A 21,517-nucleotide genomic window follows, 5' to 3' on the forward strand; every position below is an offset into this window, starting at 1 on the left:
TGTTTCTCTTAAAAACAAAAAAGATGCCTATTTCGAAAAATAGACACCTTTTTTCCTAAGAGCTTTTACCAAGCACGATCATATTGACGCGGGCTTTCGATGGAGGTACGGAGCTCTTGAGCAGCTGTTTTTGGAAAGTATGGATCCCGTAAAAATTCTCTGCCAATAAAGATCAAATCCGCACGCTGATTTCGTAAAATCTCCTCTGCTTGTACACCAGATGTGATGAGACCAACAGCAGCTGTTTGAATGCCGGCACCTTCTTTTATTTTCTCTGCGAATGTTACTTGGTAGCCGGGGAATGTATTGATTTTTGCCTGTACGACAGCACCTGAGCTGACATCAATTAAGTCGACACCTTGCTCTTTGAGCCAAGTGGCAATCCCAATATAATCTGCAATATCAAGTCCTTTTGTCGTGTAATCAGAAGCCGACACACGGACAAATAAAGGTCCGTCCCATACGGCATTGACTGCATCTACGACTTCTCTTAAGAAACGATAACGGTTCTCTGGTGAGCCGCCATAGTCGTCTGTTCGATGGTTCGCCAGCGGTGAAAGAAATTCATTGATTAAATAGCCATGTGCACCATGAATTTCAATGATGTCAAAGCCCGCTTTTTTTGCCCGTACAGCTGCATCCTGAAACGCCTGAACAGTATCTTTGATTTGATCAATAGACATCTCGACAGGGGTTTTAGATGTTTCATCAAATGGGATGCTTGACGGTGCAAGAATGTCTCCATCAAGTTCAGCCTTACGTCCTGCATGGGCTAGCTGGATAGCTGTCTTCGTTCCATATGCTTTAATTTGTTCGTTTAATGAAGCGAAACCTTCAATGTGCTCATCGCTCCATATACCGAGGTCTTGATCACTAATTCTTCCCTCGGGAGAAACAGCACTTGCTTCCACCATGATGAGGCCAGCCTGACCTTGTGCACGGGAAATATAATGTGTGAAGTGGAAAGGCTGTAATTTCCCATCACGGTCATAGGATGAATACATACACATCGGGGACATCACGATGCGGTTTTTCAGTGTAACACCTTTTAATGTCCAAGGTGAAAAGAGTTTTGTTTCCAAATATCTTCGCCTCCTCATGGAATTGTATAGCCGATTATAACAGCCATTCAAACTTTCGTCATAAAAGGTGCTCAAAGAATATAGCTTTTATACACGTTTTTGTATAATGGAGAGATAGAGACATCAAAGGGGGAGAACGGATGAAATGGCAAACAGAGAGTGAACTAAAGGAGCTCCTGACAGCTCTTATGCAGTATGAAAGCATATCAGGTACAACAGGAGAAGTCGCGTTAGCGGAATATTTATATTACTTGCTAAGGGAGCGGCCTTATTTTGAGCAGAACCCTGATCATTTGGCTTTGCATCCGATGAAAGATGGCCGGTATTATTTAACGGCACTTGTGAAGCGCAGTACGCTCCAGCGTACCGTGCTGCTTCTTAGCCACTTTGATGTAGTCGATACAGAAGATTACGGCGAATTTCAAAACATGGCATGCAAGCCTGAAGAGTTAATGGCCTCCTTTTCGCAAAAAAGTACGCTTCTTCCAAAGAGGGCAAGAGAGGACCTTACTTCAGGAGACTGGTTGTTTGGAAGAGGGGCCATGGATATGAAAGCAGGTCTCACCGTGCAGCTTTCTATGCTGGAAAGAGCGATGACAGAAACATTTGATGGAAATGTCCTGCTCGTCACAGTTCCTGATGAAGAAGTGAATTCACAAGGAATGCTTGAGGCTGTGCCGAAACTAAAGGAGCTCAAAGAAAAGCATGATCTTGACTATACTGCTTGTTTAAACAGTGAGCCCATGTTTGAAAAGTATCCAGGGGATGAACATCATTATATGTATACAGGCAGCATAGGAAAGGTATTAGCTGGATTTTTCTGTAAAGGGATCGAAACGCATGTAGGAGAGCCTTTCTCAGGCTTAAATGCGAATTTTATGGTATCTGAATTAAACAGGCTGTTAGAGCTCAATAGTGATTATTGTGAGGAAGTAGATGGTGAAGTAACACCGCCCCCGACGAACTTAATGCAAAAAGACTTAAAAGAAGCCTATTCTGTTCAAACACCTCACACAGCTGTATCTTTATTTAATGTGCTCATGATGAAACGTTCAAGTGAAGAACTGCACGGTCTTCTCTATGAAACTGCGAAGCAAGCAGCAGACCAAATCGAGGCCAATCTTCAGCAGAAAACAGCTGACTTTCAGCGCTTTAAACACTTTACACCAATAGACACTAGGGTTACGGTTCTCACGTATTACGAGCTGTATCAAAAAGCCGCAGAACGCTCTGGTGAACAGGAAGTCGAGCGCATTGTCAACTATGCATTCGCCAACCGAGGTGAGCTTGGAGATCGTGATTTTTCAACGAAAATTGTCTCGGAGCTGACGACACTCTGTAAGGAAGAAGGGCCGCTGATTGTGCTATTTTATAGTCCGCCATTTTACCCTTCTGTGTCCTCAACAGAAGATCCGCATATTCAGACGACATTAAAGAAGATTCAAAAAGAGGCAAAAGAGTTGTATGGACTTGAAGTAGAGGAAGTGAAATATTTCCCGGGATTGTCTGATTTAAGTTACTTGCAGCTCGAAAAGCAGGAGGTAGGTCATTACACGACCAATATGCCGCTTTACCAAAAAGGCTATTCTTTACCACAAGGAGAAAAGGAAGCCCTTTACGTTCCAGTCATCAACGTAGGTCCACTAGGAAAGGACCCGCACAAATGGACAGAGCGGCTGCACGTCCCATTCTCTTTTGGCATTTTGCCAGAACTACTAGAATCAACGATTCATGCTTTATTAGAGAAAAAGTAAGTAGATGTGATGAAAAGCCCTATCTTGATGATAGGGCTTCTATTTATAAATAAACGATTCTTCCACTTGGTTGAATAGAGTATGATATTAAGAAGAATTACATTTATTTGAAGGGGGATAAGAAAATTAAATGGAAACTGGGAAATTAACAAAAACAGACATCATCACATCGCTTCAGGAAAGTATGAGTGAACTAGAGAAGCTAGTGGAGGCTTGTGATGATAACACACTGGATCAATCTTTAGGGGAGGGGAAATGGTCAATCAAGCAGCTCGCCGGGCATTTGTATGACACAGAAGAAGTCTGGTCAGAGCGGATAGAGCAGGCGATATCAGATGATCACACGCCTTTTCAATCGTATGATCCTGAAATATATGTGAGAGAAAGAGCGTATGAATGGTATAACGCAGAGGAGATCAAAGCATTGATCAAACGGATGAAAGAGAGAAGAAACAACACGCTTCGGCTATTAGAAAAAGATATATGGGAACAATTCGGTCTGCATCCGGAAGAAGGATTGATGACCGTCCAAAGATTAGCTGAAACCATCGCTTTACATGAACAACATCATCTGGACCAAATCAAAGTCATCATGTCAAAGAGGTAATGAACAAGCACCTGTCATCAAAACAGGTGCTTTCAAATTCATTTATACGTACTTGCTGAAAACAATTCATTTAATTCTGCTGCGCGTTTTGTGGCTGTTTTGACACAATCGACAACGGCTTCTTCGAATTGATAGGCAGCCAATGTGTTCAGGCCGGCTTCTGTTGTTCCGCCTTCACTTGTAATTTCTTTGCGCAGTTCGGCAGGTTCTTTTCCGCTGTCTTGAAGCATATTGGCGGCGCCCGCAATCATTTGGCAAATGAGTAATTTCGCAGTTGCTTGATCCATTCCAAGTTCCGAAGCACCTCGCTCCATTCCTTCAATCAAATGATAAATGAAGGCAGGGCCGCTGCCTGCGATGGCTGTCACAGCATTTAGCTGCGATTCATCTAATACTGTGACATGCCCGATTGTTTCAAACAGCTCGACGGCCTTTTTCTTTTGCTCCTCTGTGACTTCATGACTTACGGCAATACCTGTTGCTGACTGCTGAATCGCCGCTGATGTATTTGGCATCGCACGAACGACTGCAGTCTTTCCGCCAGCATAGTGTTGAATCGTTTCAATGGAAATACCCGCTAAAATAGAAATGATTAACTGTCCATGTAAATGAGGCTGGACTTCAGAAATTCCGCTTTCTGCATCCTTCGGTTTTAAGGCAAAAACGAGAATATCCGCTTCTTCATAAATAAAGGACCGAGCGAAATCCGTTTTGATCCCATAACGTACCTGTAATTCTTCTAATCGTTTTTCATTCGTTTTGTTTGTGACAATGATATCTTCATTCGACATCATGCCGCTTTTTAATAAACCTTTGATCATAGACTCTGCCATTGAGCCTGCACCGATAAATCCAATTTTACTCATAAGCTGCTCCTCCTTGTAGAAAATAAAAAAACCTCTCGCCTGAAAAGGACGAAAGGTTTTTCGCGGTACCACCCTCAATTAGTATGCAAACATGCATACTCAGCTCTAGTCCCTTAACGCGGGAAACGTTTAGGTTTGCCTAACAGCTCAAAGGGCAGGTTCAGCAAATAAGAGGATGGTGAAGTCTTTCAGCCGGCGGACCTCACTCTCTTGCATCATTATTTTGCTTACTAATCCTTGTCATCGCGCATCATATATTTGTTGTTCATTATGCAACGATGGACAAGTTTATGTCAATAGGGGCAGTTAAAAAATTGCCCATCTAAACCGCATGACAGTCTGCCTTTTGCAAGATACAATGAAGTAAGAAGACTGAGTCCCACAATCATGAGTCAAAAAGCAGGAGATGACGTATAAAAGTGAAAGAAGAGATCATTCAATTATCCATCCCGACGCCGTTTGCCGTTGGGGATGTGCATGCATATGTATTAAAAGGAGAGGCCGTAACCTTAGTAGATTGCGGGCCGATGACAGAAGAGGCAGAGCATGCCTTTGTCACGCAATTAAAGGAACATCGTTTATCGATAGACGATATTGATCAGGTGGTGCTGACCCATCATCATGCAGATCATGTCGGTCTATTAAATTTGATGAAACCTCATGTCCGTGTGATCGGACACCAGCTAAATGAGCCATATATTAGTCAGGATCCACTGTTTAAGCAGCGCCAAGTGGATTTTATGATTCCTTTTTTTCAGCAGTTAGGTGTCCCGCTTCGACAAAATGAGTGTGAAAAAATAGTGAAGCAATCTTATACATATTCTTGTACTTCACATGTAGATGAGATCATAAAAGAAGGTGATCGTTTAAGCGGGCATGAACACTTCTTTGTGATGGAAACACCCGGACACGCACAGTCTCATCTTTCCTTTCTAGATGAAACAACGGGGAATTTTATTGGAGGCGACCTGCTTTTGACGACCATTTCTTCAAATCCGTTAATGGAAGCACCGTATGAAGGCGAGGAACGTCAAAAATCACTGCTTCAATATAAAGCATCACTCAATCGGTTATTGCGTCTGCCAATCAAGACGATTTATCCAGGACACGGTCAGCTCATCACATCCCACCATGAATTGATTGAAGAAAGATTTAAGAAACAAGAGAAACGAGCAAATACGATGTATCAGCTGCTTAAACAAAAAGAAATGACGGCCTTTCATCTTTGCCGTAAGTTATTTCCTGTGATGTATGAAGAGGCCTTGTTTTTAACGATGTCAGAGACAGTCGGTCAGCTCGATGTGCTCTTAGCGGCTGGGCAAATTGAAGAAGTGCAAAAAGACGGAATCGTCTATTACAGGGCAAACTAAGGAGTGAAACGCATGGGACGATTGACAGGAAAAAGAATTTGGATTACAGGCGCATCTGGGGGCATTGGTGAAAAAATGGCGTACTTGGCAGCAGAAGAAGGCGCAGAAATCATTATTTCAGCAAGACGAGTGGACAAGCTTACTGGTGTGAAAGAGAAAATTATGAGTGCTGGCGGGGTGTGTCACATTGCTCAGCTTGATGTCAGCCAGCTTGAGGACATTGATCGCGCGTATGAAGAAGTGGGGCCGGTCGATATTTTGGTCAACAATGCCGGCTTTGGCGTATTCGATCTCGTAGAAGATGCCTCCATAGAGGAAATGGTGTCGATGTTTGAGGTGAATGTGTTTGGCTTAATCGCCTGCACGAAAAAGGTCATCCCTGAGATGAAGCAAAGAGGGCAGGGACATATTATCAATATCGCATCCCAAGCAGGAAAGATTGCGACACCCAAATCAGCTGTTTATTCCGCATCAAAGCATGCCGTTCTTGGATTTTCAAACAGCCTCAGAATGGAGCTGGCAGACTCAGGCATTCACGTGACAACGGTCAATCCAGGACCGATTGCAACAGACTTCTTTACCATCGCTGACCGCAGCGGTGAATATGTGAAGAACGTTGATTTTATGATGCTGAGTGCGGATAAGGTGGCAGGGAAGGTCGTATCAGCCATGATGACGAAAAAGAGAGAGATTAATCTGCCTGGCTGGATGAATGCTGGGAGCAAATTGTATCAGCTGTTTCCATTTTTATTTGAAAAAGTAGCACGCAAAGCGATGATGAAAAAGTAACAAAAAAGAAACCGGTTTTAACTGGTTTCTTTTTTTGAGGTAAAGCTTCATTGTGACACTTTCTATATCCGTCTTGCCGCTTGCTGAAGCGGATCCCATACACTGTTAAAAGGCGGTGCATAGCTAATATCTAAATCTTCAAGATCTGTTACGGTCAGCTCTTGGTAAAGGGCAGCCGCTACTACATCGATCCGTTTATCTACACCGCTTCTCCCGATGATTTGGGCACCAAGCAAAGTATGGTCATCGCTTCGGTAGATCAATTTCACTTTCATTTTCTCCGCTTCTGGGTAATACCCTGCGCGATCTGTACTATCAATAGTGATGACGGAGAAAGGAATGTCCGCTTCTTCGGCTTCTTTTTCTGATAAGCCTGTTCGTCCCGCTGTCATGTCCATAAATTTCATGACAGCTGTTCCAGTCACGCCTTGAAACGCTCGGTTTGTCCCTGTCATATGAAATCCTGCGATTCTCCCTTGTTTATTCGCAGTTGTGCCGAGTGGAATATAATCCAGTGATTTTTTGATGCGGTGATAGGTCGCCGCGCAATCACCGGCAGCATAAATGTCTTTTATATTGGTTTGCATGTATTGGTTCACTGCAATAGCGCCATTTTGAAGCCGCTTAATTCCGGTATTATGTAAAAAGGAGGTTTGAGGAGTGACGCCGATGGCCATGATGACCATATCTGTTTGAATGGTTTGTTTGTCTGTGATAACAGCTGTGACATGTGACTTGCCTTCTAATTGCTGTACCGTTTCTCCAAGTGATACGTGAATGCCCTTGGCGTCAGCCTCTTCTTTCAGGTATTTTGCCATATCGGAGTCAAAGCCCGGGCCGAGGGTTGCTCCCCGCTGAATGATATGTACGTTTTTTCCCAGCGCTTTTAAATTTTCAGCCATTTCAAGGCCAATATATCCACCGCCAATGATCGTGACATGTGTGATGTCCTTTTTTAAATGGTCTAAAATGGACAGCGCATGTGGAATGGTTTTTAATACATGTACGCCTTCTAATGGCTGGCTGTCTAAATCCAGTGTGACAGGGCTTGCTCCTGTCGCAATTAAGAGGCGGTCATAGCTTTCTGTAAAGGGTTCTTTTGTTTTCGTATGATGACCCGATACTGTTTTTTGCTCTGGGTCAATGGAGGTCACTTCGTGCAAGCATCTGGCGTCAATTCCATATTTGTCACGAAAGGTTTCAGCACTGCGTGCGATCAGCTTTCTGTGATCATCAACGAGACCGCCGATCAAGTAGGGGAGTCCGCACTGTCCATATGAGAAAATCTCTCCTTTTTCAAAAGCAACAATGTGTGCATCTGGATCCTCTCTATATATTTGCATAGCGCAGCTCATTCCTGCTGCATCTCCGCCAATCATCACATATTTCATTTGGTGTGCTCCCTTCTATCTATCGTACTGAATACTCTTATTTACCCTCATATTCCTTATTTTAATGCTTTTTTTCGCAAAACAAGCAAACTTTAGTTGAAAAATAAAGACAGCGCCTTCATTTTAGGCTACAATCGGATTATCGTCTTTTTGGGTTACGAGTTTAGTGAAGATTGGTGGGAAAGACTTTGAGTGACACGCGACTAGATTTTAATACGCTATATACACGCCATACGAGAGAGGCTTGGGCAGCTCTTGGAGAATATATGCCGGTATCTGTTTCTGAAGAAGAAGCAAGAGCGCTGCAAGGGTTAAATGACTATTTATCGCTTGAAGAAGTTCGAGATATTTACATACCGCTTATTCGTTTTCTGACATTACATGTCTTTGCAGAAAAACAAAAAAACCAGCATGTGAATGCCTTTTTAAACTACCCGCATCATGCCAAAATCCCCTTTTTAATTGGAATTGCTGGAAGTGTAGCTGTCGGGAAAAGCACAACGGCTCGTATCATTGAAACGCTTTTATCGAGGCTTGGAGATGGGCTGAAGGTGAGTCTTGTGACAACAGATGGCTTTTTATATCCTCAAAAAGAATTAAAGGATCGAGGACTGATGGAAAAGAAAGGCTTCCCGGAAAGCTATGATGTCAAAGCTCTTCTGTCTTTTTTAAATGAATTAAAATCAGGTAAACAAACTGTGCATGCCCCGGTATATTCGCATTTGACCTATGACCGGCTGGAAGGGGTGTATGAAACAGTAGAGGATGCTGATATTGTCATTATTGAAGGAATCAATGTGCTCCAATCACCAGCGCTGGATGATCTGAAGGATGAACCGCGTGTGTTTGTATCAGATTTCTTTGATTTTTCGATTTATGTAGACGCCGCTGAAACGCAAATTCAATCATGGTATAAAGAACGGTTTCGTTTGCTCAGAGAAACAGCCTTCCAAGATCCTGAATCCTTTTTTCATCAATATAAAGATTTGACGGATGAAGAGGCAGATCAAATGGCAAGCACGATTTGGAATACCGTAAATCGCCCTAATTTATATCAAAATATTTTACCGACAAAATATCGAGCTGACCTCATTTTGAAAAAAGGTGATCAGCACAAGGTGGAAGAGATCGCCATCCGCCGCGTATAAAGAAAAAACCGCTCAAACGAGAGAGCGGTTTTTTTTTAATGACCTCCACTTACTTTAACAGCTACGGCAGCTGCCGATCGTTTTTTCAGACGATAGTACCCAATGAGTAAGAACGGAACGCCTGCGATGGTGATGATCGACAAGACCGTAAAAATGGAGAGGGGATGGGCTGCGCCAAAATAGTCAATGCACAGTCCGCCGACAAATGGTCCGACCACGCTGCCGAGCTGAGAAAATCCCATCGCACCAAAGTACGATCCCTTTACTTCTGGCTTTGCAATATTGTCTACAAAAAGATCCATCATCGCAAACAGCAGAACTTCCCCAATTGTAAACACGACAATGATGAAAGCAAGCATGCCGAGACTTTGTGAAAAAGCAATGGCAAACAAACTGCCTGCAAGAAGAATATTCCCGGTAGTCAGCGACAAAATGGTGGAGTAGCGCTTTGCAATCATGATGAGCGGGTATTGTATGACAATGACAACAACTGCATTTAAAGATAAAAGATATCCAAACAGTTTAGGACCATCCTCAATCATAGGTGACGCTGATAAGTATTGCGGCAGTGTTGAGCTTAAATGTGAATATCCGAACGAACATAAGGTAACGCCGATGAGAATGATGCTAAAGACCGTATCTTTTTGGATAATGGAAAGGGCTTTTTTGACGCTGATTTGTTTCGTGTTTTCTGGAGCAGCAACTGGATGCTTCTGAAATTGCCAAGCCAGCGTTAATCCGTATAACAAATAAATGAAGGCAGCGACGAGAAAAGGAAACGTTGTTTTCGATGACCCAAGATATAAGCCAAGCAGCGGGCCGAAGATTACACCAATGTTAATGGCCGTATACCGTAAATTAAAAACAAACAACCGAATACTTGATGGGGTGACATCAGATAAGAGCGCCTTAGACGTTGGTTCAAACAGTGCCCGGCACAGTCCGTTTAAAGCGTTCATGAGAAAGAAGACCCAAATGGCATCTGCAAACGCAAAGCCAACAAAGACAAATGACCAACCGAAGATGGATAGAAGCATGACTTTTTTTCTGCCGATTCGGTCAGAAACATAGCCGCCGTAAAAACTCGCAACGATCCCAATAAGAGAGCTGACGGCAATGATTAACCCAGCTGAAGAAGCTGAGGCCCCTTTGACTTGTGTCAAATAAACGGCTAAAAAAGGAATGCTCATGGACGTCGCCATTCTGCCGAATATGGTACCGATGATGATTGTCCAACTAAGTGGATGTAAAGTACGTAAGTTATTTTTCATGCTGTTTCTCCCCTGAGTGTTAAGATGTTCCAATCATACATGAAAAATTGTGCAAATTAAATACACAATTTGATGGAGGAGACATCCGCCATATGGCAGAGGAGCTTTTTATGGCTACGCAAATTCGAAATCTTGTTTTTTTCTCTCGGTGCTTCTATGTCTTTTAGATATGCTGATTCGTACGATCACTTAAAGACAATTTAATCAAGATCAATCGCGACAATTTGCTGCAAGGACAGGTGGAGAACATCTTCATCATTGACGATTTTTATGCGCTGCGTTTCATAATGAATGGCTTTCACCCAGCCCCAAAACTGCTGTTTCATACCTGCTGCAGCATATGTCACGCAAATCGCTTGGTCCTCTGTAATCGACTGTGTGATCAAAAAATTCATTTCCTCTAACTGATCAGTGCTCAGTGGAGGAGGCGTGTATTCTTTTTTCTTCCGTTTTTGAGCAAGCAGCTGTTCACGGTGCTCTGGGAGCATCATTCGGCTTGATTCCCACATGATGTTGTATCCGGGTGTTAATTTATTGGGATTCATGGCTGTTCGCCTCCGTTATTTGTAATGTCCACCAATTTTTTCGGCGCGGTGATACGCCTGCCCTGCATTTGTTAGGGACGAAGCGTGCAAGAGTGCAGCAGGTCCATACTTCATATGGATCGCATCAAATACTTTGCTGAGTCTGTCTTTTTTTAAATGGTGATCAAATAAACTCAGCTGATATTGGCTGTCAGGCTGCAGCTGCGAGAGAGTAATGCCTACACTGCGAATGGGCTGGCCGTCCCAGTGCTGCTGGCATAGCTGAATGGCTGCATCTGCAATATCTGTCCCGTACTGTGTGGGTGAATGGAGCTTGATTTGTCTATGAAATCCAGTCGGATGAGAAAAATCAGCGCCTCTTACGCCAACAGACACCGTTTGCCCAACATAATGCTTAAAGCGCGCACGTCTTGCCACTTCTTCACTCAATTCAAGAATGGCGACTTTGATGTCCTCAAAAGACGCATAATCATGGGGAAGGGTCATATGATGCCCAACCGCTTTTTGCTGATCATGTGTGTGAAGAGTGACCGGGGAGGGATCGTGTCCTAAAGCTGTTCGCTGCAGAAGCTCCCCGTTGATTCCCCAGCGTTTTTTTAGCCGGTCTAACGGATAAGTAGCAAGCGTCCCGATGGTACTGATGCCCATTCGTTTTAAATGGTGCTCCATCCGTTTGCCGACACCAAATAATTTTCCAATCGGAAGCGGCCATAAATCAGCCGCAACCCGGTCTGCACGAAGTTCATAGATGCCAGATTTGTTTTTTTTAGCAAAATGATCACAGGCCATTTTAGCGAGCACTTTATTAGGACCAATGCCAACACGTGCGTAAATGCCTGTCTGGTTCATAATGGTCGTTTGTATATTTTGAGCGATCTCGCGCGGCGAACCGAGTAGTGTCACACTTCCCGTAATATCGAGAAACTGTTCATCAATTGAATAGGGTTCGACAAGATCCGTGTATTGTTCAAGCAGTTCTGTCATCATGACAGAAACATCAAGGTAGCGCTGCATACGTGGACGTACGACGACGGCTTCAGGGCATTTCTCCTGTGCTTCCCATAATCTTGATGCATTTTGTACGCCCCGTTTTTTAGCGAGCGGGCAGGCCGCAAGTACGACCCCGCTCCGCCGCTCGGGATCTCCTGAGACGATGAGCGGCACATCCTTCAAATGGGGAGCCTCCACTTTTTCGACTGACGCATAAAACGACTGCATATCCACAAGCAGAATGGCTCGTTCATTCATGATTTTCACCTCTTAGAACGTATGTTCTGTATTATTGTAACCGCCAGAAGGTGAAATTGATACTGGTAAATCATTCAAAGGGAAGAGTATAAATCCATACAAAAAAGACGAAGTGTCTCCACTTCGTCTCATCTGTGTAAAATGAGCTATTTTAAGCATGTGCTAAGTTATTTGATGTTTGGAGCGGCTCAGAACGCAAACGATAGGCCGTTAGCTTTTTCTTAGGCTTATGGGTAAACTGCCGCACCACATCCACGTGGTCATCGTAATGATACAGATAAAGGGTCACATCATGCTTGCCAAGCTTTGTTTGCATAGTAAGCGGTGCCGGCCCTTCCTGAGGATGAAGAAAACGCTCTTCGTCACCAGGATAAATATAATAGCGTTCAATAAAGATCGCATCATTAAAATGTTGAATAATTTCAGATGTTTGCTGATCATCGAGTGGACGTCCTTGAAACGTCATCGTTGTTTGATCACTTGTTACTTTTGCATGCACTGCATAACGACTAAAAAGGCGTTCAACAACACCGGAAGGCAGTGAAGTGACAAGTAGCTTTAAAAGACTAAACACAACAAGTGAAGTAACAATCCAAACCAATATCATCATCTCCAATAAACATTTGTTACATTTCTTATATGAACAATTTTAACATAACAAAAGAATGAATCTTTCGCACAAAAAGTGAACTTTTTGAAATAAGTGTGAAGATTTAAAAGGAGATGACGGCGAAAGGACGAAGAACCAACAAAGCTGAAAGGAAAAAAGGCTGATACATCACCTTTACAAACAATTGATCAGACAGGTAGACTATTGAAACAGTTGATTTTTTGTGAAAAAAGAGAGATGCAGCTAAAAATGAAAAGGGGCGAGGCCATCATGCTACGTCAAGTGAAGCCGTCAGATTTTTACGCGGTCACATCCGTCATTCAAAACTGGTGGGGAGGCAGAGATTTGCGCGCGAAATTGCCAAAGCTATTTTTCGAACATTTTCAGCAAACAAGTTTTGTCGTTGTTGAAAAAGGTGAACTGATCGGCTTCTTAGTCGGTTTTTTATCGCAATCGCATTCAGATGAAGCGTATATTCACTTTGTTGGGGTACATCCAGACCACCGGAAATTAAAGATTGGCAAAATTCTCTATCAAGCGTTTTATGAAGCGGCTGAAAAGGAAGGAAGAACAACGATTAAGGCCATTACAGCTCCTGTAAATAAAGTCTCGATTGCTTACCATACAAAGCTCGGTTTTCAGATAGAAAAGGGAGATAAAACAGTGGATGGCATTTCGGTTTTTTCAGATTACGACGGCATTCATGAAGATCGGGTGCTATTTGTGAAAAAGCTGGAGGCGAACGCATGATCATCAGACTGAATCAAAAAAATAAAGAACAAGCAAAAGAGATTTTACATATCCAATTGTCCGCATATCAGCGGGAGGCAGAACAAATTGGCTATCAAGATTTACCGCCCTTAAAAGAAACGATTAAAGACATAATGGAAACAGAAGAGATTTTCATAGGATTTGAAAAAGAGGGGCATTTGATAGGGATCGCTTCATATGAATTGCACGACGATCGGATCATCCTCAGCCGGTTAGCTGTGCACCCTCATCATGTCAATCAAGGAATCGGGACAGCGCTCATGCAATCCATTATCCAGCATCAAAAAACAATCGAGCTCACAACAGCGGAAGCAAATATACCAGCAATCAAGCTTTATGAAAAACTAGGATTTAAACAGAAGGACCGTTTGCAGGTGGAAAACAATCTGATGTTAACAAAAATGGAACGTTTGATGCTTCGAAAGGTGGAAGTGATTGAATACCAATCGAGCTGGCCAGAACAATTTCAAGAGGAGCATGACAAGCTGAAAAAGATAGTTGGAGACAACTGGATATATGGCCACCATATTGGCAGTACGTCAGTCATAGGAATGGCCGCTAAGCCAATTATTGATATCTTGCTAGAGGTAAAACATATCAGCGGCTTAGATGAGTGTAACCATCTGTTTCGCCAGCTTGGATATGAACCGCTCGGAGAAAATGGACTCAAGGGAAGACGTTTTTTTAGAAAAGGCGGCTTGAACCGAACACATCACGTTCACGCCTATGAAGCTGGACATGATGATGTAAAAAGGCATTTGGTGTTCCGAGATTATTTAAAAGCTTCACCTGATCGTGCCAAAGCCTATGCAGATAAAAAGCGTCAATTGGCAAAAGCCTATCCTGAAGATATGGCAAGTTATATGAAAGGAAAAGATGGGCTCATTAAAGAAATTGAACAAGAAGCGTACAATTGGTCAGATCAGTTAAAGAAAAAGATCAGACATAAGAGCTGACAGGGCGTGAACATGTTTAATTGATGACTGATATGTTACAATGTAACAATCAACGAAAAAAGGATGTTCGGCATGTATATTCATATAACAGAACCAGCAGCAGCGTTCCTTACAAAACAACAAGCAGGGCATGAAACAAAAGAACTGCTTCTTCGCTATGATTCAGATGGGTGCGGCTGTGCGGTAAGCGGTGTCCCAATGATTTGGCTCACAGGTGAACGAACAGGTGAATGGGAAGAGCTCAAGCATAATCAGCTCTTTAAGCTGTATATACACACAGCACAAAAGGTCTTTTTTGACGAGGAAATGACGATTGATTTTAATGAAAAAGCCAACACACTCATGTTGAAAAGTCCTCAACAAATACTCAGCCCAAGAATGGGTATATTTGTAAAGTAAGGTGGAAATGTAGTGGATCAAAAGCTAAAAGTGATACAAAATACGGCACAGAATAAAACATGGGTGTCGTTTTTAAATAACAATCATCCCTATAGCCTTTTGCACTGGTCAATAGGTGGAATGGATTCGGTGAAAAAGGACGTTTGGCTTCTTCAAGATGAAGTCACATTTGAAACAGAAGAATTTCCAACGCTCGAATTAGCTGTCAATTGGATCAAAGAAAATATGGAACAAGTAACAGATGTATTATAAAAGCCCTTTTTCGAAAGGGTTTTTTTCGTGCGTTCATCATCTCATCAAACAGCACGGTTGTCTAATCTGAAAAATGATCTTTTGAAGCGAAAAAAAGCCGTTTTTCAACAAACAATTCGACAAAATGAGCAAGCTGGAAATAAAAAAATAGTAGCTATAAATGCCGAAAAATAGGCATTTGCAGCGTTTATTGCGGGATACCGAAAACTTTGCGAAAAACGACTTTTCATATTTCTTCCATTCGAGGAAATGTGATAGAATACAACATGTATCGTATATGAGAAGGGAGGTGCTAAAGTGAATTGAAGCTCAAGCTGTCATCGCCTCAGGTTGGAATCAAAATAAACGAATGGTATAGGCAGATTTGCGGATTTCATGTGATGAAAGCAGAGAAGCTGAAGGCGGAGATCGAGCAGGAAATCCTCGAGATGGAGCAGGATCAAAACTTGTTATTGTTTTACCAGCTGATGGATTTTCGCCATAAGGTGATGCTTGAATATTTTGAACCGGCAAAGAAAGCCTCGAATGATGAAGAGATTAAGAATTTGCTAGAAACGATTGAACATTCACAAACGAAATTAACGGATATGCTTGAATATTATGTTCATTTTTTCACAGGAATGTTTGAATTTGAACAGAGAAACTATTTAAGTGCCATTGCTTACTACCGCTCAGCAGAAAAAAAGCTCAATCTCATATCAGATGATATAGAAAGAGCAGAATTTTACTTTAAATTAGCAGAAATTTACTACCACATGAAACAAACCCACTTTTCGATGCACTATGCCTTGCAAGCGTTAGATACGTATTCTGCCTACAGAACGTACACGCTGAGAATCATCCACTGTGAATTTGTCATTGGTGCAAACTATGATGATTTGAAATGCTATGAACATGCATTGCCCTACTTTAAAAATGCTCTAAAGCGAGCACGCTCAATTGGAAACCCTCGAGTCATAGGTTCGGCCCTTTTCAACTTAGGTAACTGTTATTATCAAATGAACGATCTTGCGGAAGCAAGCCGTTATCTGAAAGACTCTATTGAAGTGTTTGAAAAGGAGAATTTAACCCATCTTAATCGCTCTCTAGACCCACTATTTATGCTGACACAAATCCTGTTTAAACAAAAACAAATAGAAGAGTCGTTAACCCTCTATCAACAAGGTATTATGAAGGCCTGTGAATTAGAAGATGAAATTTACATCTGCAAATTTCAGTTCTTAAAAGCATTATACGTTGATGCAGACATAACAATCATAGACGATACATTAGACCTGCTCGAGGACAAGCGCTTATACCCAGATATTGAGGAATTGGCACTTGATGCGGCTCATTATTACAATGAGCTTGGACTCTTTGAAGTATCTACCCGGTTTTACGAAAGGAAAATTCAAGCTATATCAAAAATTCAAAATGGGGGTCATTTATATGAAAACGAGTTTGATAGTTCTTTTATTGGCAGCAACTGCAGGATTATCGGTCATGAGTCAGCAGCAATCGGAAGAGAGCCATATGGAGCTTGCGGGCAGACACCATACAACAGTGGTGACTATCGCATAAGTTAGCTCAAAAAGAGGGGACGAACTGCTGTTCATTCTCCTCTTTTATTTTCATTCAATTCAAATCTTTGAAGAAATGCTTGAACTTCTTGCTCATAAGCTTCCTTATTTTCGCTAAAAGACATTGCATGCGCACCGTGTGGCGCAATAAATAACTGTTTGCCACCCTTTTTTCGTGCATATAACTGCTGACTTTGCTCACAGGGGATATAGTCGTCATGGCGGCTATGAATAAAAAGTACCGGTTCTTTCACCTGATCAATCACATCAAGAGGGGAAACCTGCCGGATGCGGTATCCATCCCGCCATTTCAACACTTGATCACTTAGTGGAAGAATCCATTGCCCAGAAAGGCGAAAATCTGTTTTTAATCGATACAGAAGCTGGTCCTCAAAAGAAGCAAAAGGGCAGTCTGCTATGTAAAAATTGGCGTTTGCTTCCGGCTTTGCGGCATATAACAAGGTCGTGACTGCACCCATTGATTCTCCGTGTATCCCAATAATGGCACTTTCTCCGAGCTTTTGTCTGAGCCACTTTACGATCTTCGCTAGATCTTCTTTTTCGTAATATCCATAACTCGTGGTTTTTCCGCCGCTCATCCCATGTCTTCTATGATCATAAAGCATCACATTCCATCCGAGCTTTTGGAATAATTTCATATACTTAACGGAATTAATCAAACTGACGGTAACACCGTGGCAAAGGACGATTGTGCGTGTTGTTTGAGAAGACGGCACAAAATAACCATGGAGATCATAACCAAATGCTGAAGGAATACACACTTTCTCTTTTTTAAGCTGTTGAAATTCCTCGTGATGATAATGGCCTCCATCTGATTCTCGTTTGATGAGCTCTTCATCCGTTAATTTTCGAATATACATCATTTTATTGGTGAAAAAAATGCCGATTGCAGCGAGTGGACATAATATGAAGGCACATATAGCGATCCATTTCTTCATCTAGCCGATTCCTCCTTTCCGAAGTTTTTCCTATGATGATCATACCACATGTTGGTAGATTGGCGTGCCTCTTGCTCAGAAAATAAAACGGATGATACACTAAGTCAAAAGGAGAGAGGCACAATGAAAAAGACCAAACAAGATCAAGCGAAATTAAAGGACGGCATAAACGATGATGTCAAACAGCAGCTTCTTCAAATGAAGCAGAACCTTGCCGTCGAGACAGAAAAAAGAGAAGAACAAAAACGACAAGACCTCCTTCGGCAGCAGAAAGAAAAAGAAAAAAACAAAAGCTTTTCAGAACTGCTAGATGAAAGCCATTTAGACTGGAGAAAGTATAAAAGCTAAAAAAGGGGAGCAATGAAGCTCCTTTTTTCAATTCATCATCATTGAGATAGATCCACAGCAGAAACATAAGTGCTTAAAAGAAAAACGCTTCTGCCCTCTTCTCTTTTTTAATAGAGAAAATCCACTTTTTCGGACTGATCAAATAAGCTACAATTAGCTCCAGAAAAAAGGTGCATAAACGGAGCTGTGCAATAGAGGCTTCTCCACAGCCGGTTGAGCCTCATACATACGCTAAAATAAAAAATTGTAGAAAAACATAAGTTTTTCTACAATCTCAGAGATCACAGATGTGATCTTTTTTCTTATTTGAACCGGTGCGCCTCATACACAGATGGTTTTGTATAATATGTCAATGCTTTGATTTCTTGATCACTTAAAGAACGTGCATTTGCTGCTGTTATATTTTCTTTTAATTGATCCACCGAGCTTGCGCCAAATACAACGGAACTGACCGCAGAATGTTTCAGTATGTACTGAATGGACAGTTCAGTGAGTGATAGGTCATAAGCGACTTTCTTTAAAGAAGGAATGATCTGCTGGAGCTCTTCAAATGAATATTGAAGATAGCCATTTTTTTGAATCGCTGCACTTGCTTGAGAAAGTGGCTTTTCAGTTAATAATCCTTTCGCTAAAGGACCTCTTGCGACGACACTAATACTTTGTTCTTCAAGAAGAGAGAACCATTCTTCTGGGCGGCGGTCGAGTAAACTATATTGCATCATCACGCTTACGATATTCGACTTTTTGGCATATTCTTTTATGACATTTGGACGGATAGATGAAATGCCATAATAACGAATAACCCCTTCTTCTACTAATTCTTCAAAAGCTTCAATCGTTTCATCAATGGGGTCATCAATCGTGCCTCCGTGTAATTGATATAAATCAATATAATCTGTTTGAAGCCGCTTGAGGCTTTGTTTTACTGCTTCCTTTATGTACGCTTTTGAAGGATCCCAGTCCCAGCCTGATTTGCCTTTTTCAAAGCGGTTGCCGCCTTTTGTCGCCAAAATCAAATCCTGCCGTCTGTTTTTAATGGCTTCTCCGACAATTTCCTCATTTGTCCCAAAATCATATAAATCGGCTGTATCCAAATAGTTAATTCCGAGATCAATGGCCTCATCTAATAAAGAGAGCGCTTTTTCTTTTTCAGTCCCAAGAGACATGCATCCTAGTGCCGCTTCGCTCACTAAGAGATCTGAGGTGCCTATTCGTCTTTTTTTCAATTCCATCACACTCCTATCCTTTCACATTAAGTGAAAAAAATAAGGAATTCAAGCTAGGTGATTTCAAATGGCGCATTGAAGCAAGCGTTTTGCTTTTCGCTTCTCTTAAATCATCTATGTTAAAATAAATGAAGTAAAAAGTGAAAGTAGAACGAGGAGCTGACAAAATTGAAGGACTTTGAAGAAAAAACATTATCGTCTAAAGAATTATACAACGGAAAAATTATTGATTTGGTTCTTGAAGATGTAGAATTGCCTAATGGAAAACAGGGCAAACGCGAAATCATTAAACATCCTGGTGCAGTAGCCGTCATTGCACGTACAGACGAAAATAAAATCATCTTGGTCAAACAATACCGTAAAGCACTAGAGAGATCCATTGTTGAAATCCCGGCCGGAAAACTAGAAAAAGGGGAAGAGCCGGAACATACAGCATTAAGAGAATTGGAAGAAGAAACAGGATATACAACTCAGCAGCTTCAAAAGCTGACGGCCTTTTATACATCACCTGGTTTTGCAGATGAAATTGTCCACATCTATCTAGCGGATCAGCTAGTTCCGCTTGAAGAAAAAAGAGAGCTGGATGAAGATGAATTTGTCGAAGTAATGGAAGTTTCATTAGAAGAAGCCTTGCACCTCATTGAAGAGCAGCATATTTATGATGCAAAAACAGCCTATGCCATTCAGTACTTACAACTGCAAGAGGTACTTGAGTCAACAAAATGAAGGAATTTTTTGCAGACATCCATATTCATATTGGCAGAACAAGAACAGGCAGAGCTGTCAAAATTACAGGTGCAAGGTCACTGACAATTGATCAAATTCTTATTGAAGCTGCAGAAAGTAAAGGGATGGGGATGATTGGTGTGATTGATGCACAATCTCCAGAAGTCCTAGAAGAATTAATAGAAGGTGTAGAGGAAGGCAGGTACACTGAACTAAATGACGGCGGTTTATCATTTGGACAGACAGTGCTGCTTTTAGGCAGTGAATTAGAAATCAATGATGACCATTCAAAGGGTCCGATTCATGTGCTTGCATTTATGCCCACACTACACAAAATGTCTGAGTTTTCCGCATGGCTTTCGCTTCATATGAAAAATGTGCATTTGAGTTCACAGCGCCTCTATGTTGATGGGAAAACACTTCAACGCAAGGTTAAGGAGCTGGGAGGATTGTTTATTCCTGCTCATATTTTCACGCCGCATAAAAGTCTATACGGCAAAGGCGTCAACACTTCTTTAACAGAAGTATTTGATCCTGATCTTATTGATGCTGTTGAGCTTGGTCTTAGCTGCGATACGTCAATGGCGTCCCAGCTGAGTGAGCTGAACCGTTATCCCTTTTTAACGAATTCAGATGCTCATTCTTTAGGAAAAATCGCGCGTGAATATACAAAAATCAAAATGGATCATGCCTCTTTTGAAGAATTCAAGCTAGCCCTAGAAGAAAAAGATGGCAGAGCCGTTACTGGAAATTATGGACTTGCTCCGCGGCTTGGGAAGTACTATCATACGACCTGCGAGAAATGCGGGGTAAGACCTCACGCACCAGATCAAGAAGAGTGCCACGTATGCGGACATACCCGGATGACAAAAGGAGTGAGTGAGCGTTTAAAGGAGCTTGCTGACCAAGAAAGTGAAAAAGGAACGAGACCTCCTTATGTTCATCAGCTCCCGCTTCAGTTTATTCCGGGTGTGGGACCCAAAACGCTGGAGAAGCTAAAAGCCGTGTTTCACACAGAGATGAATATTCTACATCAAGCAACAGAACAAGAACTAAAAGCCGTTCTGCCAGAAAAGACAGCGGGCTACATCATCAAAGCAAGGAAGGGTGAAGTGGGACTGATCGCTGGTGGAGGCGGAGTATACGGTAAGGTGGATATCAATCATGAGTCACATTAAATGGACATGTCAAACGTTTGAACAATTGTCAAAAGAGGATCTTTACTTGATTCTCATGGAAAGAGTCAACGTGTTTGTTGTAGAACAAACATGCCCTTATCCTGAAATTGATCACCGGGACCAAGAAGCGCTTCATCTCATCGCAAAAGAGAGCGGCACGATTGTGGCTTATTGCCGAATTTTCCAAAACGGGATCATGTACAAGGAGGCGTCCATCGGCCGCATTCTTGTGACGCAGGCCGGCCGGAAAAAAGGGTATGGAAAGATGCTGCTCATCAAGGCTTTGGAAAAGCTTAGTGAACTAGGTGAAACAAGTGTCAAAATACAGGCGCAAGCCTACCTGAAGTCATTTTACGAATCATTTGGTTTCAAGGCCGTCTCACATGTTTATGATGAAGATGGGATTCCGCATCTTGATATGGTGAAAACAGAAAGATAGGCGTGTATACGTCTATCTTTTTT

Annotated in this window: 23 protein-coding genes and 1 other annotated feature; of the genes, 14 read left to right on the forward strand and 9 right to left on the reverse strand. The window is 42.0% G+C overall.

Translation table 11 applies throughout. The features are described from left to right. Positions 1–65: 65 nt before the first annotated feature. A complete protein-coding gene (gene namA / locus JVX94_RS03175) occupies positions 66–1,082 on the reverse strand; it encodes an NADPH dehydrogenase NamA (protein ID WP_095408947.1) in 1,017 nt (338 codons plus the stop codon). Positions 1,083–1,222: 140 nt separating this feature from the next. On the opposite strand from namA, the gene JVX94_RS03180 reads away from it, so the two are divergent. After that, positions 1,223–2,836, forward strand: coding sequence for a M20/M25/M40 family metallo-hydrolase (locus JVX94_RS03180; RefSeq protein WP_205184525.1), 1,614 nt, complete (start codon positions 1,223–1,225; stop codon positions 2,834–2,836). Between the two features lie 130 nt (positions 2,837–2,966). Further along, a complete protein-coding gene (locus tag JVX94_RS03185; protein ID WP_095408945.1) occupies positions 2,967–3,443 on the forward strand; it encodes a DinB family protein in 477 nt (158 codons plus the stop codon). A 38-nt stretch (positions 3,444–3,481) separates the two neighbouring features. On the opposite strand, the gene proC is transcribed toward JVX94_RS03185, so the two are convergent. Continuing rightward, positions 3,482–4,309, reverse strand: a complete 828-nt coding sequence (proC, locus tag JVX94_RS03190) for a pyrroline-5-carboxylate reductase (RefSeq protein ID WP_205184527.1) — start codon at positions 4,307–4,309, stop codon at positions 3,482–3,484. Positions 4,310–4,350: 41 nt separating this feature from the next. Further along, positions 4,351–4,562, reverse strand: a binding site (T-box leader). Positions 4,563–4,728: 166 nt separating this feature from the next. Between proC and JVX94_RS03195 the strand changes: the two genes are divergently transcribed. Together JVX94_RS03195 and JVX94_RS03200 are read left to right on the forward strand one after the other, a co-directional pair. Then, on the forward strand, positions 4,729–5,679 hold the full coding sequence (locus JVX94_RS03195; RefSeq protein ID WP_205184529.1) for an MBL fold metallo-hydrolase: 951 nt from the start codon (positions 4,729–4,731) through the stop codon (positions 5,677–5,679). Positions 5,680–5,691: 12 nt separating this feature from the next. Beyond that, a complete protein-coding gene (locus tag JVX94_RS03200) occupies positions 5,692–6,468 on the forward strand; it encodes an SDR family NAD(P)-dependent oxidoreductase (RefSeq protein WP_205184530.1) in 777 nt (258 codons plus the stop codon). A 62-nt stretch (positions 6,469–6,530) separates the two neighbouring features. Here the strand turns inward: JVX94_RS03200 and JVX94_RS03205 are convergent, their stop codons facing one another. Further along, positions 6,531–7,859, reverse strand: a complete 1,329-nt coding sequence (locus JVX94_RS03205; RefSeq protein WP_205184532.1) for a CoA-disulfide reductase — start codon at positions 7,857–7,859, stop codon at positions 6,531–6,533. A 188-nt stretch (positions 7,860–8,047) separates the two neighbouring features. On the opposite strand from JVX94_RS03205, the gene coaA reads away from it, so the two are divergent. After that, on the forward strand, positions 8,048–9,007 hold the full coding sequence (gene coaA / locus JVX94_RS03210; protein WP_024428044.1) for a type I pantothenate kinase: 960 nt from the start codon (positions 8,048–8,050) through the stop codon (positions 9,005–9,007). A 35-nt stretch (positions 9,008–9,042) separates the two neighbouring features. Here the strand turns inward: coaA and JVX94_RS03215 are convergent, their stop codons facing one another. The 4 genes from JVX94_RS03215 to JVX94_RS03230 all read right to left on the reverse strand — a co-directional run bounded on the left by JVX94_RS03215 (position 9,043) and on the right by JVX94_RS03230 (position 12,672). After that, positions 9,043–10,278 (reverse strand): MDR family MFS transporter, encoded by a 1,236-nt coding sequence (locus tag JVX94_RS03215; RefSeq protein WP_111290553.1) that lies wholly within the window; start codon positions 10,276–10,278, stop codon positions 9,043–9,045. A gap of 200 nt (positions 10,279–10,478) precedes the next feature. Next, positions 10,479–10,823 carry a YolD-like family protein gene (locus tag JVX94_RS03220; protein WP_041086037.1) on the reverse strand — a complete coding sequence of 115 codons (345 nt, stop codon included), beginning with the start codon at positions 10,821–10,823 and terminating at the stop codon, positions 10,479–10,481. 15 nt (positions 10,824–10,838) lie between these two features. After that, complete coding sequence (locus JVX94_RS03225; protein WP_111290551.1) at positions 10,839–12,071, reverse strand: DNA polymerase IV; 1,233 nt, start codon at positions 12,069–12,071, stop codon at positions 10,839–10,841. Between the two features lie 151 nt (positions 12,072–12,222). After that, on the reverse strand, positions 12,223–12,672 hold the full coding sequence (locus JVX94_RS03230; RefSeq protein WP_024422888.1) for a YfmQ family protein: 450 nt from the start codon (positions 12,670–12,672) through the stop codon (positions 12,223–12,225). A gap of 279 nt (positions 12,673–12,951) precedes the next feature. Here JVX94_RS03230 and JVX94_RS03235 point away from each other — a divergent pair, with 279 nt between their 5' ends. From JVX94_RS03235 to JVX94_RS03255, 5 genes are all read left to right on the forward strand, one after another. Further along, a complete protein-coding gene (locus JVX94_RS03235; protein WP_205184534.1) occupies positions 12,952–13,431 on the forward strand; it encodes a GNAT family N-acetyltransferase in 480 nt (159 codons plus the stop codon). Further along, positions 13,428–14,408, forward strand: a complete 981-nt coding sequence (locus tag JVX94_RS03240; protein WP_205184536.1) for a GNAT family N-acetyltransferase — start codon at positions 13,428–13,430, stop codon at positions 14,406–14,408. The genes JVX94_RS03235 and JVX94_RS03240 overlap by 4 nt, the downstream gene beginning before the upstream one ends. 72 nt (positions 14,409–14,480) lie before the next feature. Beyond that, positions 14,481–14,807 carry an iron-sulfur cluster biosynthesis family protein gene (locus JVX94_RS03245; RefSeq protein ID WP_205184537.1) on the forward strand — a complete coding sequence of 109 codons (327 nt, stop codon included), beginning with the start codon at positions 14,481–14,483 and terminating at the stop codon, positions 14,805–14,807. 12 nt (positions 14,808–14,819) lie between these two features. Beyond that, entirely contained in the window at positions 14,820–15,059 is a 240-nt protein-coding gene (locus JVX94_RS03250) for a YqkC family protein (protein ID WP_095408938.1), read from the forward strand. 302 nt (positions 15,060–15,361) lie between these two features. Next, a complete protein-coding gene (locus JVX94_RS03255) occupies positions 15,362–16,624 on the forward strand; it encodes a response regulator aspartate phosphatase (protein ID WP_024428051.1) in 1,263 nt (420 codons plus the stop codon). A 26-nt stretch (positions 16,625–16,650) separates the two neighbouring features. On the opposite strand, the gene JVX94_RS03260 is transcribed toward JVX94_RS03255, so the two are convergent. Continuing rightward, positions 16,651–17,577: an alpha/beta hydrolase gene (locus JVX94_RS03260; RefSeq protein WP_197198228.1), complete on the reverse strand. Its 927-nt coding sequence runs from the start codon at positions 17,575–17,577 to the stop codon at positions 16,651–16,653. A gap of 123 nt (positions 17,578–17,700) precedes the next feature. Between JVX94_RS03260 and JVX94_RS03265 the strand changes: the two genes are divergently transcribed. Continuing rightward, positions 17,701–17,925 carry a YqkE family protein gene (locus JVX94_RS03265; protein WP_024422881.1) on the forward strand — a complete coding sequence of 75 codons (225 nt, stop codon included), beginning with the start codon at positions 17,701–17,703 and terminating at the stop codon, positions 17,923–17,925. Positions 17,926–18,227: 302 nt separating this feature from the next. Here JVX94_RS03265 and JVX94_RS03270 read toward each other — a convergent pair whose 3' ends face one another. Continuing rightward, positions 18,228–19,151 (reverse strand): aldo/keto reductase, encoded by a 924-nt coding sequence (locus tag JVX94_RS03270; protein ID WP_095408936.1) that lies wholly within the window; start codon positions 19,149–19,151, stop codon positions 18,228–18,230. A 168-nt stretch (positions 19,152–19,319) separates the two neighbouring features. Here JVX94_RS03270 and JVX94_RS03275 point away from each other — a divergent pair, with 168 nt between their 5' ends. The 3 genes from JVX94_RS03275 to JVX94_RS03285 are packed head-to-tail and all read left to right on the forward strand — an operon-like array spanning position 19,320 to position 21,494. Next, positions 19,320–19,877: an NUDIX hydrolase gene (locus JVX94_RS03275; protein ID WP_095408935.1), complete on the forward strand. Its 558-nt coding sequence runs from the start codon at positions 19,320–19,322 to the stop codon at positions 19,875–19,877. Next, a complete protein-coding gene (locus JVX94_RS03280; protein WP_048239286.1) occupies positions 19,874–21,055 on the forward strand; it encodes a TIGR00375 family protein in 1,182 nt (393 codons plus the stop codon). The genes JVX94_RS03275 and JVX94_RS03280 overlap by 4 nt, the downstream gene beginning before the upstream one ends. Continuing rightward, positions 21,042–21,494 (forward strand): GNAT family N-acetyltransferase, encoded by a 453-nt coding sequence (locus tag JVX94_RS03285; protein ID WP_144484550.1) that lies wholly within the window; start codon positions 21,042–21,044, stop codon positions 21,492–21,494. The genes JVX94_RS03280 and JVX94_RS03285 overlap by 14 nt, the downstream gene beginning before the upstream one ends. Positions 21,495–21,517: the final 23 nt, after the last annotated feature.

Origin of the sequence: Bacillus sp. PDNC022, assembly GCF_016919285.1 — a bacterium.
GTDB classification, from domain to species: domain Bacteria; phylum Bacillota; class Bacilli; order Bacillales; family Bacillaceae; genus Bacillus; species Bacillus safensis.